This is a genomic window from Brevundimonas sp. NPDC055812 (genome assembly GCF_053616535.1).
This window is the reverse complement of the sequence record NZ_JBSHDX010000001.1, coordinates 84,439-100,239: the sequence shown is the minus strand read 5'-3', so window position 1 is coordinate 100,239 and position 15,801 is coordinate 84,439. Positions and strand designations below refer to the sequence as shown.

Below are 15,801 nucleotides of genomic sequence, written 5' to 3'. Positions count from 1 at the left end.
TTCAGGTCGTCCATGTCCTCAGAACCCCTCGCATCCGAAACCCCGGCAATCCTGCGCCGCCATGACCTGGACTGGATCCGGGTCGGCGCCTTCATGCTGCTGATCCTCTACCACGTCGGCATGTTCTACGTGCCCTGGGACTGGCATGTGAACAGCCCCCGGCCGGTCGAATGGCTGGAGCCGGTGATGCAACTGACCAACCCCTGGCGGCTGACCCTGCTGTTCCTGGTCTCGGGCGCGGCGACGCGATTCCTGTTCGACAGTTTCGAACGCGAGGGAAAGGGCGCCGCGCGCCGTTTCGCCGGATCGCGCACCTGGCGGCTGCTGCCGCCGCTGCTGTTCGCCATGTTCGTGATCGTGCCGCCGCAGTCCTACTACGAGGTGGTCGAGGCGGCTTCGGGGTTGGGCGTTGTCGAACCGGCGCGTTCGCCCTGGCTGGCTGACTTCTGGGTGAAATACGCCACGGCGTCCGGCGGCTGGTGCGACGCCGACGGCTGCCTGATCACGCCGACGTGGAACCACATGTGGTTCGTGGCCTATCTGTTCGTCTACAGTCTGGTGCTGGCGGGCCTGCTGGCGTTCGGGCGGGGGTTGCTGCCCGTGATCCAGTCCGGGCTGGAGCGCGCCTTGAAGGGCTGGGGCCTGCTGATCTGGCCGGTGCTGTGGCTGTTCCTGCTGCGCTGGACCCTGGCGCGCATCTTCCCGACGACCCACGCCCTGACCGACGACTGGTACAACCACGCGGTGTCGTTCAGCGCCTTCCTGTTCGGCTTTCTCAGCGTCCGCTCGGCGGTGCTGAAGGCGACCTATGAGCGGCTGCGGCGACCTGCGCTGATCCTGGCCCTGGGCGCCTGGGCGGGATGGGCCGCCTATGCCTGGACCTATCGCGACAGCGGAACGCCGCCCGAAGCGCTGAGGGCCGCCATGCGCCTCGTCTATGCGCTGGATCAGTGGGCCTTCATCGCCGCGGTGCTGGGCTATGGCGCGCGCTATCTGAACCGGGGCGGGCCGTGGCTGCGCTATCTGACGGGCGGCGTCTTCTGCTTCTACATCGTGCACCAGACGATCACCGTGGTCGCGGCCTACCACCTGTCGAAGCTGGGCCTGCCGCAGGGGCTGGAGGCGGGGCTGCTGATCGCCGTCACCTTCGGCGGCTGCTGGGCCGCCTATGAGGTCGCGCGTCGCCTGGGACCGCTGGACCTGGTGCTGGGGGTGAAGAGCAACGCCGGGCTTGCGCCTCGGAATCGTCCGGTTAGGCTCGAGCCCCGAGAACAGCAGCCGGTCGGACAGGACGGATGACGATACGCAGGAAGGCCCCGTTCCCCTGGCTGCTCGTCCTGACCTGGCTGGTGCTGCTGGGCGCGGCTGTCGGCGGCCTGTTGACGGGGGAGTTCAGCGTCACCTTCGTCGGCGCCGGGACCTTCCTGCTGACGCTCGTCCCGTTCTGGCTGGCGCCGCGCGTCGGGCTGAATCTGCCGATCGGCTTCGTCACCGCCATCGCCGTCTTCCTGTGCGCCACCCTGTTCCTCGGCGAACTGGGCGATTTCTACGAGCGTTATTGGTGGTGGGACGTAGTGTTGCACGGCGGTTCGGCCGTGGCCTTCGGCTTGGTCGGCGCCCTGCTGATGCTGATGCTGGTGCAGGGCAGCCAGCTGAAGGCCGCGCCCCTGACGGTGGCCTTCTTCGCCTTCTGCTTCGCCGTGACCATCGGCGCCCTGTGGGAGATCTGGGAGTTCACCCTGGACCAGGTGTTCGGCCTCAACACCCAGAAGTCCGGCCTGGTCGACACCATGTGGGACCTGATCGTCGACTCCATCGGCGCCCTGATCGGGGCGGGCGCCGGCTGGGCCTATCTGAAGGGGCGCGGAGGCGGGCCGCTGGTGCGGGCCATGCGCGCCTTCATCGACAAGAACCGGCGCCTGTTCGGCGGTTAGCCGCTCAGGCTTCGCCGGGGTGCCGTCCTGCGCGTTGAGGTAGAAGCAAAATAAGCGCCACGATCGCCGCCGCCAGAACAACCGACGCCAGCGGGCGGCTCAGAGCCAGGCCGCCGTGATCCAGCGGCTTGTCCAGGAAGTCTCCGACCGTGGCGCCAAGCGGCCGGGTCAGAATGAAGGCGGCCCAGAACAGCAGGACCCGGTTCGCCTTGGTCCAGAAGTAGAGGCCCGCGACGACGGCCAGCAGGGCGCTGAACACGAGGGCGGCGCCGATATAGCCCAAGCCGCCCGTGTCCGCAGTCCAGTCGCCGAGCGCCGTGCCGAGCGTCTGCGAGAAGGTGATCGTCAGCCAGTAGAAGGCCTCGGCGCGCGGCGTGCTGATCGTGTCGGAGGAGATGGACCCCGTGCTCCAGCGCCAGACGGCCAGGGAAGCCAGGACGCAGGCCAGCAACAGCAGCGATCCGCCTGTGTAGCCTATGCCCAGTGAACGGGTGGCGAAATCGGCCAGGGCGGTGCCCGCCGTGGTCGAAGCGATGATGGTCGCCCAATAGAGGAAGGGGCGGAACCGTTTCGCCGTGATCTGGCCCCAGACCAGGACGATCAGCACGGTCATGAAAATGACCGTTCCGGCCAGATAGCCCAGCTTCATCGTCATGGTGACGGTGTCGCCCGCCGTTTCGCCGAGCGTGGTCGCCAGAATCTTGATGATCCAGAAACCCAGGGTGACGGCGGGGACCTTGCTGAGAATCTGGCGTTCCTGCTCCGTCATGGTCCATCTCCTCGTGGTGTGAGGCGTCCTAATCCGCCAGCCGTCCTTGCGCCTCATCGCCGGGGAAGACCACGTCCGGGTCCGGTTCGCGGCACTCCAGGCCGGGACGGTTCAGGCGGCGCAGGACATGGCGCAGGATGTTCAGCCGCGCCGTCTTCTTCTTGTCGGTCGCCACCACGGTCCAGGGCGCATAGTCGACATGAGTACGCTTCAGCATTTCGTCGCGCGCCTTGGAATAGTCGCTCCAGCGCGCCTGGGCTTCGGCGTCCAGAGACGAGACCTTGAAGCGCTTCAGCGGGTGATCGACGCGCTCCTCCAGACGGCGGCCCTGTTCGTCGCGGCTGATGTCCAGCCACAGCTTGATCAGCAAGGTCCCGGACTGGGTCAGCATCCGCTCGAAATGCGGGGCGTCGTGCAGGAAGCGTTCGTATTGCGCGGGCGTGCAGAAGCCCATGACCGGCTCGACTCCGGCCCGGTTGTACCAGGAGCGGTTGAAGATGACGATTTCGCCGGCCGCCGGCAGATGGGCGGCGTAGCGCTGGAAATACCACTGCGTCGTCTCGCGATCGGTCGGCTTGGGCAGGGCGACGGCCCGCGTCTGGCGCGGCGCCATGTATTCGGTCATGCGCTTGATCGCCCCGTCCTTGCCGGCGGCGTCGCGCCCCTCGAAGACGATGACGACCTTCAGCCCCTGTTCGATGGCCCAGGCCTGAGTCTCGACCATCTGGATCTGCAGGGCTTCCAGCATGTCGTCGTAGTCGTCCTTGGCCATGGGCGTGTCCTTGTGTCGCGATCGGCGAACCTTGCGGCGAATTCACTGGCGTCGCCAGCCTCGCCGTTCACGGTGCAACGCAAAGGAGCGTGAAATGATCAATCGACGTCATGTCCTGGCGGTCGGCGCTGCGGCTGCCGTCGCGCCTTCGGTCGCGCGCGCGGAAGGGGAGGGGGCGTTCGACGCCGCCCTGACCGCGGCCTTCGACACGGTCAAGCCGGTCGCCCTGGCGGGCGGCGTCGTGACGGACGAGGGCCTGGTCTGGTCCGGCGTGCGGGGCGTGCGGCGGGCGGGGCGAGACGATCCGGCGACGCTGGCCGACCGCTGGCACCTGGGCTCCAACACCAAGGCGATGACGGCGGCCCTGTTCGCCCGTCTGGTCGAGCAGGGGCGGGCGCGCTGGGCCATGCCGCTGGCCGAGGTCTTTCCCGACCTGACCATCGAGGCCGGCTGGGACGGAGCGACGCTGGACGACTTCATGACCCATACGGCGGGGCTGAAGGACGAGGCGGTCATGGGGATGGCCTGGCTGATGACGGCGCGCGCCGATCCCCGGTCCCTGGCCACGCAACGCCGCGCCATCGTCGAACGGGCGCTGTCTGCGCCGCCGTCGGGCGTGCGCGGGACGTTCGCCTACGGCAACGCCAACTATGTGCTGGTCGGGGCGGCGATCGAGGTCATCACCGGCGGGTCGTGGGAAGAGGCCATGCAGGCCGAGGTGTTCGGACCTCTGGGCCTGACTTCGGCGGGTTTCGGCGCTCCTGAGACCAATGTCTCCGGGGGAGCGAACGCCTGGGGCCATCGCCGCACGGGCGAAACGGCCCTGGCGACGGACCCGGCCGATCCGGGATCGGATAATCCGCTCGCCCTGGGCCCCGCGGGCACGGTGCATATGACGGCGGCCGACTACGCCCGTTTCCTCAAGGTCTTCCTGACCGAAGGCGACGGCTGGCTGAAGCCCGAGACGGTGCGGCGGCTGGTCACGCCGGGCGAGGGGCGGACCTACGCCTGCGGCTGGATCGTCCTGCCGCCCCAGCCCTGGGCCAGAGGCCCCGTGATCGCTCATGAAGGCTCCAACACCCTGTGGCACGCCATCGCTCTGGTCGATCCGGCGGGCGGTCGGGCCGTGCTCGGCCTGTCGAACGACGGGGGCCGCGGCGGCCCGGCCTGCCAGGCCCTGGCGATGGGGATCCTGCGCGCGCTCTGAGCATTGGCTCAGCGATGACCTCCCCTTCCGCGCCGCCAAGGTCCAAGCCCCCGCCGTCCACGCCGCCGTCCACCCCTCTGGCCGATCTCTGGAGCGAGGCGTGGATGCTGGCCCTGGCCGCCTGCGGCGCCTTCGCCCTGATCGACGCCTGGGCTCCGCCGCAGGATTTGCCGTGGAAGCCGCTCGACCTGCGCCTGCCCATGGGCGCCGCCACGGCCGCAAAGATACGGGCGCTGGACCTGCCGCCGACGGCGACCGCCGTCGAGGTCGAGACCGGCACGACGCGCTGCATCACCCTGCTGCGTCAGGCGGGCGTCGCGGTCGAGCGGGCGCCGGATCGCGACGACGGCGGGTTCTGCGTCGTGCAGGGGGCGGTGCGGCTGACCGGCGGCGATTTGACGCCCCTCGACCCGTCGGGCGTGGCCATGCGCTGCCCCATGGCGGCGCGGTTCCTGTTGTGGGATCGCGAGGTCGTCCGTCCCGCCGCCCGCGAGATCATGGGCGCCGAGGCCGTCCGGATCGACAATCTGGGAACCTACGCCTGCCGTCGCGTCTACGGCTCGGCCGACACGGCGGCGCGCCCCAGCCAGCACGCGCGCGCCAACGCGCTCGACGTGGCGGGCGTGGGCCTATCGGACGGCCGCCGGACGACGCTGGCCGCCGATTGGGACGGTCAGGGCCCTTCAGGGGCCGCCGGGGCGGCGTTTCTTCGGCGTTTGCGCGACGGGGGATGTCGTCTGTTCGGCAATGTGCTGACGCCGGACTACAACGCTGCGCATCGCGACCACTTTCACCTGGACGCAGCGGGCCGGGGAGTATGCGCGCGGCGGCGAAATTAACTGTAACGACTGTCAGTTCGGTTTCGCTTTACAGTTGACCGCTGTGGATAGTCGGGTGACAACATCGCCGCAGTCCGGATTTCACGTGGGGTCCAAACCCGCGTCTCGCTCCTTCGCCTGAACGAGCTTGTCCAGATGGGCTGACGGGCTCTCCTGCATGGAAGCCCGCCTGGCAAAGCGCGTTTACGGAGACGCAATATGGCGACCGGCACGGTCAAGTGGTTCAACCCCACCAAGGGCTACGGCTTCATTCAACCCGACACGGGCGGCTCGGACGTTTTCGTCCACATCACCGCCGTCCAGAAGGCGGGTCTGGCGGGCCTGGATGACAACGCCAAGGTCGAATACGAGCTGGAAACCCAGCGCGGCAAGACCTCGGCTGTGGAGCTCAAGCTCCTCTAAGGCCTGACGGACCTTCGGGTTCATCAAACAGGAAGACGCGGAGGGCGACCTTCGCGTCTTTTTTGTCGGCGGATTGTCAGCACGCGGCCGCTCGGCCGCGTCGAACGCGGGATCGAACCGCGCGCCTGGGGTTTCTCTTCAGCAGAAGAGGAGAGACCCATGCTCAAGAACAAGAATTCCTCGGCCATTGTGGCGGTGAAGGATCTGGAGCGCGCCCGGACCTTCTACTCGGACGTGCTGGGGCTGAATCTGGCGGACACCGGGATGGACGGGGTGCTGGGCTATCGCACCGGCGCCACCTGGCTGACGGTCTATCGCTCAGACTTCGCCGGGACCAACCGGGCCAACGCCGTGGTCTGGGACGTGGGCGTGGAGGTGGACGACATCGTCGCCGATCTGAAGGCCAAGGGCGTCGCCTTCGAGCGCTACGACGGCATGGAGCATGATGGAGACATCCATGTCGCCGGGGGGCTGCGTCTGGCCTGGTTCAAGGATCCGGACGGCAACATCCTGCACCTGTTCGGCGGAGCGGGCGCAGCCTAGCCCTCCAGCGAGACGACCGGCTGGCTGACAGGCTTCTCGCGGCCCCGCGCCTTCAGCCAGGCGCGGATGCGGTTCTGGATCGGCTGATCGATCAGATAGTGCAGCCCGAAGGCGAAGACGAAGGCGGCCAGCACGCCCAGGCCCCACAGGCCCCAGCGCCAGGCGTCGCCCAGGGCCAGCTTGTCCGCGAAGGCCTCGGCCAGGCCGAACCAGGCGATGCGCACCACTTCGTTGGAGATGAACATGGAGAAGGACACCATGGCCGCCTGTTCGACCAGCTTCGACGGCTTGCGGCCCGGCGCCGCGCCCGCCGCCACGATGATGAGGCTGATGAAGACCAGCGAGATCAGGGCGTGCTTGTCGAAATGCTGCACCCCGGCCAGGGCGACGGCGGCCAGCGCCCCGGCCCAACCGGCGACGCGCGGATTGATCCACACCCCTTGCGCGAACCAGGCCAGCCCCATGCCGAGGATGAACAGGGGCAGGGCGCGCCAAATGCCCAGGTTCAGCGGCATCTGATAGACGGGATACTTCAGGATCGCCCAGCTCAGCTCATTGGCCGCCAGATAGCCGACCACGACCAGGGCCAGCGCGGTCCACGGCCCGATCCGGCTGAGACCGCGCAGCACGAAGGGGAAGGCGACATAGCAGCCCAGAAGGGCCGAGATCGACCAGGTCGGGGCGTTCCAGCCGATGCCGCCGTACACGCCGAACGACTGCACCAGGGCGACCTGGGCGGGCAGTTGATCCCAGGCGAACCACTCGGGATGGCTGGGCGGCTTTCCGGCGAGCGTCGCCGCCAGCACCAGGGCGACCAGCAGGCCCAGCACGATCAGGTGCGCCGGATAGACCCTCAAGGCCCGCTTGAGGAAGAAGTCAGTCTTCGACATCCTCCCCGAGCCGACCGCGCGGCCGTAGACCCGCATTAGCACATAACCGCTGTCGATCAGGAAGAAGTTGGTCAGCAGGAAGCCGCCCCGTTCGAACACGGGATGGAGGCTCTCGGCCAGGGGAACGGGCGCCGACATCTGGAAGTGATGCAGGATGATCAAGGCGGCCACGATGAAGCGCAGCGCATCCAGCCATCCGCCGCGCGAGATCGGCGGCGGTTCATTCCGGGACGAAAACACGGCCTGCAGCATGGCGACCCCCTTGTTCCGGGCGAGCCATGCAGGAACGGGGCCGGACCATTGCAAGATTAATCGCCCTTGATGTAACGTTGTAATGTATTGGCGAGGCTCGTATGTCAGCAAGGCGGCGATCATGAAGACGGCTACAGCAAGGATAGGCGGCGCGGCTGCCCTGGCCATGGCCCTAGTTCTTTCGGCGCCGAGCGATGTCCGCGCACAGCAGGTTTCGACGCCCCAGGGTTCTTCCAAGATGGAGGAGCGGCCGACCGTAACGTTGAATATCGTGAGCGGCGACCTTTCGGGGCAGGAGAAGCGGGACTTCGACCTGGTGGAACGGGCGATGCGCGACATACAGACGCGAGGTTACGCAGGCCTGGACCGTCATCTCCCCGCGCTCAGGCGTGCCTTGGCGCGCGCGCCGGCCATCTACCCGTACGTCGAAAAGCGGAACGCCGACGAGTGGATCGTGCGCACGCTGGAAATCGGCGAGACTGTGCTGACGGCGACGATGCTTCAGGTTGCGGCGCAGGAAGACGGCGCGTCCTCTGTGACGGTGCGGCAGCAACCCAACGTCTACCAGCTTGTCGCGCTGATGCTGGGCAGCGAGGCTGTCGAACGCAGGCGCCTGGACGAGGCGATCGCCGTGCTGGATCAGGGGCTGGCGCGTCAGCCCGACGACTGGGTGCTGATTAAGGAAAAAGCGTCGGCTCTGCAGGCAGCCGGGCGCAATGAAGAAGCTCTCAAACTGGCGAGCGAGGCGCTGGCGTCCGATTCGGTCCGCATCCTGCTGAACGCCGGCGCTCTGCATCGCAGCGGGGGCTTCAGCCTGATCGAACTGCAGCGGTTGCCGGAAGCTCGCGCCGCCTATGACGAGGCGTTGAAGTTGGACCCTGAAGATCGATCCGCCAAGGCTCAGCTAGCCTATATCGACGGTCTGGAAACGGGGCAGGCGCCCACTGCGCCGGTCGTCATGACGCCGTCGGCCGCAGCGGGAAAACCGGCGAACCCTTAGGACCCGCCGGACGGCAAGCCTGGCCTCACCCCCGCACGAGCCGCAGGAACTCCTCGCGGGTGCGCGGGTCTTCGCGGACGGCGCCCAGCAGGCAGCTGGTCGACAGACTGGCGCCCGGAACGTCGACGCCGCGCATGGTCATGCAGCTGTGCTCGGCCTCGATGACCACCCCGACGCCGAGCGGACGCAGCACGTCCTGGATGGCGTTGGCGATCTCGGAGGTCATCTTCTCCTGGATCTGCAGGCGGCGCGCGTAGCCGCGCACCACGCGGGCCAGTTTGGAGATGCCGACGACCCGGTCGGTCGGCAGATAGGCGACGTGCGCCTTGCCCACCACCGGCAGCATGTGGTGTTCGCAGAAGCTGACGAAGCGGATGTCCTTCAGCACGACCAGTTCGTCGTAGCCGCCGACCTCCTCGAAGGTCTTTTCTAGATAGTCGCGCGGCTCGACCTCATAGCCCTGGAACAGCTCGCGATAGGATTTGGTCACGCGCTTGGGCGTTTCGATCAGGCCTTCGCGGTCAGGGTTGTCGCCGGCCCAGCGGATCAGGGTGCGGACGGCGGCTTCGGCTTCTTCCTGGGAAACGGCGGGGGAAAAGGGGGTCTGGTCGCTCATGACAGGCTGCATACCCCCCCTGCGCCGGTTTTGGAAACGGCGCCGCTGTTTAAAACAGTCTCTTTCCGGCTCAGGACAAACGAACCAGCTCGACGCGGCGATTGCGGGCGCGGCCTTCGTCGCTGGCGTTGTCGGCGACGGGCTTGTCGGCGCCGAAGCCCTTGGCCTCCAGTCGCTGGGCGTCGATCCCCTGCTGCGTCAGGGCGGCGACCACGGCGCGGGCGCGTTCCTCGGACAGGGGGCGGTTGCGCGCGGGCGCGCCGGTGTTGTCGGTGTGGCCCTCGACGGACAGACGCAGGGTCGCATCATCCTTCAGCAGTTGGGCGACGGCGTCGATCTGAGGTCGCGAGGCGTCCAGGATGTCGGCCTTGTCCAGAGCGAACTCGACCGGCACGGCGACGCGGCCGTCGGCGGCGATCTTGCGCGCCAGTTCGCTGGCGGGCAGCAGGCCGGCGGTCGGGACCAGGGTCTTGACCTCGGCCACGGCCAGGGAGCCGGACGCGCTGCCGACATGCAGGTGGACCCAGACGGTGCGGTCCGCCTGACGGATGATCCAGGTCTGCGACGGGTCGTTGTAGATGTCGCCGAGGCCGTCCAGCGCGGCCAGCTGCACGGCTTCGGGCAGGGCATGGGCGGCTTCACTCGGGATCTGACCGTCGAAGATGCGCACGGCGCCGGCGTCCTTCAGCGCGTGCTCCATGTTCCGCAGCAGTTCCAGCCTCGAGAAGGTCTTGTCGCTGTCGTTGGTGATCCGAACCTGATGGATGCGGCCTTCGACCATCTCGAAGCGTGATCCGGTCCAGAAGGGGAAGTCGGCGAAATCCTGCGTCTCGCTGTTCTGCGGCTTGTAGCCCTCAGGCAGGCGCAGATAGGGGAAGTCGCCCAGGCTGGCGGTCGACAGCGCCACGCCGTTCACGTCGAAGGCGCCCGTTGCGGCGGCCGACGCGCCCTCGGCCGGAGCCGCGGTCGTCTCGGTCTGTTCCGGCGCCTTGTTGTCGCACGCGGCGACCAGCGACGCCGAGGCCGCGATCATCAGGACGGAGGCGAGACGCAGGAACGGTTTCATGGGGCATCCTTCAGGCGTGGAATCGAGGAGGGCGAAACCGTTCGTCTAGTCGCCGGTGTTGTCAATCGCGTGAAACGGCCTCGACCGGAACCCTGACCTCCTTCTCTCGTCCTAACGTCGCGTTAACCATCCTGTCGGCATTTTCTGCCCACTGTCCCGCGCGTGTGTTCGGGGCGCTTCGGGGATCGGCGATGAACGGCGCGGAAGTTCTGGATGTGGGTCGCGACGCCCTGTGGCTGACGATCCAGCTGTGCCTGCCGGCCCTGATCGTGGCCCTGGTCGTCGGCGTGGCCATCGGTCTGTTCCAGGCCCTGACCCAGATCCAGGAGCAGACCCTGGTCTATGCGCCCAAGATCGTCGCCGTCTTCGTGTCGCTGCTGCTGTTCCTGCCGCTGATGGGCGCGCTTCTGGGCGGCTTCATGCGCGAGATCGCCGCCCGCATCGCGGGCATGTAGGCGAGGGCGAGAGGGCATGGAGCCTTACGCCACGGCGGAACAGGTCTGGGCCGGGGGGCTGATCTTCGCGCGCGTCGGGGCGATCCTGATGCTGCTGCCCGGCTTCGGCGAATCCTATGTGCCGCCAAGGGTGCGCTTGTCGCTCGCTCTGGTGCTGTCGCTGGCGCTGTGGCCCATCGTGGGAAGCAGCCTGCCCGCCCTTCCGGCGACCTTGGGGGCCACCGTCGGCTGGGTGATCCGCGAGGTGCTGACCGGCCTGGCCATCGGCGCCATTCTGCGCAGCTTCATGACCGCCATGACCACGGCGGGCGAGATCGTCTCCCTGCAGACGACGCTCGGCTTCTCCCAGACCGCCAACCCCCTGCAGGCCCAGCCCGGCACGACCCTGTCGGCCTTCCTGATGCTGCTGGGCGTGACCCTGGTGTTCGCCACCAACACCCATCACCTGTTCATCGGCGGCATGGTCGGCTCCTATGAGGCCATCGCCCCGGCCAGGCCGCTGATCGTGTCGGACTTCACCGCCATGGCGGTGCGGACCCTGAGCCAGAGCTTCATGCTGGGGGTGCAGCTGGCGGCGCCGGTGCTGGTCTTCGCCCTGATCTTCAACCTGGCTTCCGGGCTGGTGGCGCGGGTCATGCCCAGCTTCCAGGTCTATTTCGCCGCCGCGCCGCTCAGCGTCATCCTGGGCTTGTCGGTGTTCACCCTGAGCCTGGGCGTGCTGGGGACGGTCTTCATCGACCGCTACCGTTCGGTGGCGGCCTTCTTCACGGGAGGCGCCGTTGGCTGACGGCCCCGATCCCGAGTCGAAAACAGAAGACGCCACCCCGCGAAAACTCGAGGATGCGCGCAAGAAGGGCGACGTCGCCAAGTCGCCGGACGTGGCGGCCGCCCTGTCCCTGGCCGGGGCGGCGGGCGTGCTGCTGGCCGGCGGCGGCTGGTTCTCGACCCGGATCGCCGAGGCGCTGACTCCCTTCCTGGCCCAACCGCACGCCATGATCGGCGGGCTGGAGGCGGGGGCGGGCGTCGAGATCGGCATGCGCGCCGTCTGGGCGGCGGCGCCCTTTCTGGCGGCCCTGATGTTCGCGGTCATCCTGGGCGGGGCGGGCGGCAATCTGGCGCAGTCCGGCCTCATCTTCACCACTGAGAAGATCAAGCCCAAATGGTCCAAGGTGAATCCGCTGGAGGGCTTCAAGCGCATCTTCGGCCCGGACGGTCTGGTGCAGTTCCTCAAGACCTTCATCAAGCTGGTCGCCATCGGCCTTGTCTGCTGGTGGGTGCTGAAGCCCCACACGCGCGAGCTTGAGAACCTGGCCGCCATGAGCCCGGCCTCCATCCTGCCCTTCGCGCGGGACCTGGCCCTGGCGCTGATGTTGTCGGCCCTGGTGTTTCTGGGGCTGACGGCGGGGGCCGACTATCTGTGGCAGCGGATGCGCTTCGCCAAGCGGATGCGGATGACCAAGGAAGAGCTGAAGGAAGACTTCAAACAGTCCGAAGGCGACCCGCACGTAAAGGCCAAGCTGCGTCAGATCCGTATGCAGCGCGGTCGTCAGCGGATGATGCAGGCCGTGCCCGACGCCACCGTCATCATCACCAACCCGACCCACTATTCGGTCGCCCTGCGTTATGAGCCGGATCAGGGCGACGGCGCGCCCGTCTGCGTCGCCAAGGGCGTCGACGCCCTGGCCCTGCGCATCCGCGAGGTGGCCAGGGAGCACGACGTGCCCATCGTCGAGAACGTGCCCCTGGCCCGCGCCCTCTATGCGGCGGTCGAGGTGGACGACATCATTCCGCGCGAACATTTCGAGGCGGCGGCCAAGGTCATCGGCTTCGTCATGCAGCAGAGGAAGCGGCGATGAGGGCGACGGTGGAGGAACGGCGTATGCTGACGAACCCTGATTCGCCCGGGCGAGACGCCATGACCATTTCCCGACCGCAGGACCGCCAGAAGGCTCGCGCCGTGCGTCGCCCGCGCTTCGATCCGTGGCTGGTCCTGATGGCGGTCGGCTTCGCCATGGCGATCGCGGCCATCGCCTATCCGGCGTTTCGGGCCGGCGCCTTCACCGCGCCGGGGCTGATCCTGATCTTCGCAGCGGGCGCGACGGCGCTGATCTGGCTGTCGGCGTTCGGCCGGTCCGAGCGGCGTCCCGCAGCGGGCGACACGGCGGTCGAGATGCTGGACGCCATGGCCGAGCCCGCCGCCCTCGTCTGGCCGTCGGGGCAGGTGCTGGCCTACAACGCCGCCTGGGCCGAGGAGAACGGGGCCGTCACCACCCTGCCGCGCGGCAAGTCGGCGCAAGCTCTCTACATGGCCTTCGCCCAGGCGCGCGAGGGACATCAGGGCCGCGCCATCGTCCAGATCGGCGCGCGTGAGATCGAGGTGCTGATCGGCCAGGCGGGGCAGGGGCGTTTCCTGGTCCGCGCCGCGCCCGACGCCGTCCTGCCGCTGGCTCCGTCCGCGCCCGCCGCGCCCCAGCCCGCCGCCCCGACGGGCGAGGCCCGCGCCATGGCCGCAGGCGCCCCCTTCGGCTCGGCGGTGATCGGCGGCGAGGACCTGTTCGCCGGCCGGGTCGAGGAGCCGAACGCGGCCCTGGCCCTGCTGACCGGCCCGGCCGCCTCGGGCGACGCCGCCTTCGGCCATCTGTTCGACCCGACGGGCGTGGCCGAGGCCAGGACCAAGCTGGAGGCCGGGTCGTCCGGCCCGATCGAGCTGATCGCCCGCGCCCACCCGGATCGCCAGCTGCACCTCTACGTCGCGCCCGAAGGCGACCGGCGTCGCGTCTGGCTGTTCGACGTGGCGGCGCAGAAGTCGATGGAGCTGCAGCTGTCGCAGGCCCAGAAGATGCAGGCCGTGGGCCAGCTGGCGGGCGGCGTGGCGCACGACTTCAACAACCTGCTGACGGCCATCCAGCTGCAACTCAGCGGCCTGCTGGAGCGGCACCCGGTCGGCGATCCCTCCTATGAGGGGCTGAACGAGATTCGCCAGACGGCCATCCGCGCCGCCGATCTGGTGCGGAAGCTCTTGGCCTTCTCGCGCAAGTCGACGGTGCGGCGCGAACGGCTGGATCTGGGCGAACTGGTCGGCGAGTTCGCCGTGCTGCTGCGTCGTCTGCTGCGCGAGGACGTGCGGCTGGAGACCGACTACGGCCGCGACCTGCCGCTGGTGCTGGCGGACAAGAGCCAGCTGGAGACGGCGGTGATGAACCTGGCCGTCAACGCCCGCGACGCCATGCGCGGCGTGGTCGAGCCGGGCGCCGGCGTGGTCACGATCAAGACCCGTCGTCTGACTGGCGCGCAGGCGCGCGATCTGGGCTGGCGCGAGGCGTCCGAGGACGTCGCCCTGATCGAGGTGTCGGACACCGGCCCCGGCGTGCCGACGGCCCTGCTGGACAAGATCTTCGAGCCCTTCTTCACCACCAAGGCGGTGAACGAGGGCACGGGCATGGGACTGGCCACCGTCTACGGCATCGCCCAGCAGGCGGGCGGCCACATCACGGTCGCCAATCTGGAAAACGCGGGGGCGGCCTTCCGCATCTTCCTGCCCGCCGCCACGGCCGAGGAACTGGTCGAGGCCCCGGTGGTCGAGAAGGTCGTCAAGGCGCCGCGCGACCTGTCGGGCGCCGGCCGCATCCTGTTCGTCGAAGACGAGGCCGCCGTGCGCGGCATCGCCGCCCGCCTGCTTCGCCAGCGCGGCTATGAGGTGATCGAGGCCGCCGACGGCGAGGAGGCCCTGGTCCTGGCCGAGGAATGGGCGGGCCAGATCGACATGCTGATCTCGGACGTCATCATGCCGGGGCTGGACGGGCCTTCGCTGCTGCGCAAGGCGCGGCCTTTCCTTGGCGACGCGCCGGTCATGTTCATCTCGGGCTATGCCGAGAGCGACTTCTCCGACCTGCTGCAGGACGAGGTGGGGGTCTCCTTCCTGCCCAAGCCGCTGGACATCAAGACCCTGGCCGAACGGGTGAAGCAGGAGCTTCACGCGGGCTGATGCCGGGCGAGGGCGTCAGGCCCTCAGGTCGAGCCGATCGTCCGACGACCAGCGCCGCTCCCGCGCGGCTTCGTGCAGGGTGTCGGCGAGATCGATCAGCTGATGACGGCGGAGACGCGGAATCACTTCCAGCAACTGCAGGCGCAGGCTTTCGGCTTCGGCGTCGGAGAGGAAGGCGTCGCGAGAACGACCAGACATGGCGCACCGCCCTGAAAAGCGACCGGAAAGACGGTCAGGGGCGTTCGGAAAACAGCTATTTCGCGCTTTAGGTTCCGAAAATCGGCTTTGGCTCGAGAATTGTGAACAAAGGCGACGTTCAAGGCTTGGGTATGTCGCGCGCGGCCCTAGATAGGGTCCAGAGGAATCAAACGCCGTAAAGAGGAGTCTCCCATGGCCTTCACCCTGCCCCCGCTGCCCTACGCCTATGACGCGCTGGAGCCGGCCATCGACAAGGAGACGATGACCTTCCACCACGACAAGCATCACCAGACCTACGTCGACAACCTGAACAAGGCGATCGACGCCGACGCCTCCATGCAGGGCAAGTCGCTCGAAGATCTGTTCGCCCAGATGTCGAAGCTGCCCAAGGCGGTCCGCAACAACGGCGGCGGCCACTGGAACCACAGCCTGTTCTGGGAACTGCTGGCCCCGGCCGACAAGGCGGGCGCGCCCTCGGCCGAACTGGCCGCCAAGATCGACGCCGAACTGGGCGGCATGGACAAGTTCAAGGCCGACTTCGACGCCGCCGGCGCCGGTCAGTTCGGTTCGGGCTGGGCCTGGCTGATCCTGCAGGACGGCAAGCTGAAAGTCACCTCGACCCCGAACCAGGACAACCCGCTGATGGACCTGGCCGACGAGAAGGGCGCCGTCCTTCTGGCCGCCGACGTGTGGGAGCACGCCTACTACCTCAAATACCAGAACCGCCGCGTCGACTACCTCAAGGCCTTCTGGTCGGTGGTGAACTGGAACAAGGTCAACGAACTGTACGAAGCCGCCAAGGGCTGAGCGCCCCGGCGTCTGAGCGCCTGATCTGCGGCCGCCGTTTCCGAAGGGAAGCGGCGGCCGTTTTCA

General features: G+C 68.0%; 18 protein-coding genes. 12 read left to right on the top strand and 6 right to left on the bottom strand.

Features of this window, described 5'->3' with window-relative positions; genetic code table 11:
- Positions 1-12 precede the first annotated feature (12 nt).
- Positions 13-1,299, top strand: a complete 1,287-nt coding sequence (locus ACWGL1_RS00505; protein WP_452110859.1) for an acyltransferase family protein — start codon at positions 13-15, stop codon at positions 1,297-1,299.
- On the top strand, positions 1,296-1,934 hold the full coding sequence (locus ACWGL1_RS00500) for a hypothetical protein (RefSeq protein ID WP_452110858.1): 639 nt from the start codon (positions 1,296-1,298) through the stop codon (positions 1,932-1,934). Before ACWGL1_RS00505 ends, ACWGL1_RS00500 begins: the two co-directional genes overlap by 4 nt.
- 4 nt (positions 1,935-1,938) lie before the next feature.
- Here the strand turns inward: ACWGL1_RS00500 and ACWGL1_RS00495 are convergent, their stop codons facing one another.
- Complete coding sequence (locus ACWGL1_RS00495; RefSeq protein ID WP_291778072.1) at positions 1,939-2,703, bottom strand: COG4705 family protein; 765 nt, start codon at positions 2,701-2,703, stop codon at positions 1,939-1,941.
- A 28-nt stretch (positions 2,704-2,731) separates the two neighbouring features.
- Complete coding sequence (gene ppk2 / locus ACWGL1_RS00490; protein ID WP_452110857.1) at positions 2,732-3,475, bottom strand: polyphosphate kinase 2; 744 nt, start codon at positions 3,473-3,475, stop codon at positions 2,732-2,734.
- Positions 3,476-3,569: 94 nt separating this feature from the next.
- On the opposite strand from ppk2, the gene ACWGL1_RS00485 reads away from it, so the two are divergent.
- The 4 genes from ACWGL1_RS00485 (at position 3,570) to ACWGL1_RS00470 (ending at position 6,466) form a co-directional block, all read left to right on the top strand.
- Positions 3,570-4,682: a serine hydrolase domain-containing protein gene (locus tag ACWGL1_RS00485; protein WP_452110856.1), complete on the top strand. Its 1,113-nt coding sequence runs from the start codon at positions 3,570-3,572 to the stop codon at positions 4,680-4,682.
- A gap of 14 nt (positions 4,683-4,696) precedes the next feature.
- A complete protein-coding gene (locus ACWGL1_RS00480; RefSeq protein ID WP_452110855.1) occupies positions 4,697-5,521 on the top strand; it encodes an extensin-like domain-containing protein in 825 nt (274 codons plus the stop codon).
- A gap of 198 nt (positions 5,522-5,719) precedes the next feature.
- Complete coding sequence (locus tag ACWGL1_RS00475; RefSeq protein WP_121481316.1) at positions 5,720-5,923, top strand: cold-shock protein; 204 nt, start codon at positions 5,720-5,722, stop codon at positions 5,921-5,923.
- Between the two features lie 159 nt (positions 5,924-6,082).
- A complete protein-coding gene (locus ACWGL1_RS00470; protein WP_291778094.1) occupies positions 6,083-6,466 on the top strand; it encodes a VOC family protein in 384 nt (127 codons plus the stop codon).
- Here the strand turns inward: ACWGL1_RS00470 and ACWGL1_RS00465 are convergent.
- Positions 6,463-7,608 carry an acyltransferase family protein gene (locus tag ACWGL1_RS00465; protein ID WP_343830967.1) on the bottom strand — a complete coding sequence of 382 codons (1,146 nt, stop codon included), beginning with the start codon at positions 7,606-7,608 and terminating at the stop codon, positions 6,463-6,465. The genes ACWGL1_RS00470 and ACWGL1_RS00465 overlap by 4 nt on opposite strands.
- A gap of 121 nt (positions 7,609-7,729) precedes the next feature.
- Between ACWGL1_RS00465 and ACWGL1_RS00460 the strand changes: the two genes are divergently transcribed.
- Positions 7,730-8,608, top strand: coding sequence for a hypothetical protein (locus ACWGL1_RS00460; protein ID WP_452110854.1), 879 nt, complete (start codon positions 7,730-7,732; stop codon positions 8,606-8,608).
- Between the two features lie 25 nt (positions 8,609-8,633).
- Here ACWGL1_RS00460 and folE read toward each other — a convergent pair whose 3' ends face one another.
- The gene (gene folE, locus ACWGL1_RS00455; protein ID WP_291778102.1) at positions 8,634-9,224 is read right to left on the bottom strand and encodes a GTP cyclohydrolase I FolE; all 591 of its coding nucleotides are present in this window, start codon (positions 9,222-9,224) and stop codon (positions 8,634-8,636) included.
- Positions 9,225-9,294: 70 nt separating this feature from the next.
- Complete coding sequence (locus ACWGL1_RS00450) at positions 9,295-10,290, bottom strand: OmpA family protein (RefSeq protein ID WP_452110853.1); 996 nt, start codon at positions 10,288-10,290, stop codon at positions 9,295-9,297.
- 191 nt (positions 10,291-10,481) lie between these two features.
- Here ACWGL1_RS00450 and fliQ point away from each other — a divergent pair, with 191 nt between their 5' ends.
- Genes fliQ through cckA form a run of 4 tightly spaced genes read left to right on the top strand, consistent with a single transcriptional unit; the run spans position 10,482 to position 14,730 of the window.
- Positions 10,482-10,745: a flagellar biosynthesis protein FliQ gene (gene fliQ, locus ACWGL1_RS00445; protein WP_291778108.1), complete on the top strand. Its 264-nt coding sequence runs from the start codon at positions 10,482-10,484 to the stop codon at positions 10,743-10,745.
- Between the two features lie 16 nt (positions 10,746-10,761).
- A complete protein-coding gene (fliR, locus tag ACWGL1_RS00440) occupies positions 10,762-11,532 on the top strand; it encodes a flagellar biosynthetic protein FliR (RefSeq protein WP_291778110.1) in 771 nt (256 codons plus the stop codon).
- Positions 11,525-12,601 (top strand): flagellar biosynthesis protein FlhB, encoded by a 1,077-nt coding sequence (flhB, locus tag ACWGL1_RS00435; RefSeq protein WP_291778112.1) that lies wholly within the window; start codon positions 11,525-11,527, stop codon positions 12,599-12,601. The genes fliR and flhB overlap by 8 nt, the downstream gene beginning before the upstream one ends.
- A gap of 59 nt (positions 12,602-12,660) precedes the next feature.
- Entirely contained in the window at positions 12,661-14,730 is a 2,070-nt protein-coding gene (cckA, locus tag ACWGL1_RS00430) for a cell cycle histidine kinase CckA (RefSeq protein WP_452110852.1), read from the top strand.
- 15 nt (positions 14,731-14,745) lie between these two features.
- Here cckA and ACWGL1_RS00425 read toward each other — a convergent pair whose 3' ends face one another.
- On the bottom strand, positions 14,746-14,928 hold the full coding sequence (locus ACWGL1_RS00425) for a hypothetical protein (protein ID WP_291778122.1): 183 nt from the start codon (positions 14,926-14,928) through the stop codon (positions 14,746-14,748).
- Positions 14,929-15,120: 192 nt separating this feature from the next.
- On the opposite strand from ACWGL1_RS00425, the gene ACWGL1_RS00420 reads away from it, so the two are divergent.
- A complete protein-coding gene (locus ACWGL1_RS00420; RefSeq protein WP_452110851.1) occupies positions 15,121-15,735 on the top strand; it encodes a superoxide dismutase in 615 nt (204 codons plus the stop codon).
- The last annotated feature ends 66 nt before the right edge of the window (positions 15,736-15,801 follow it).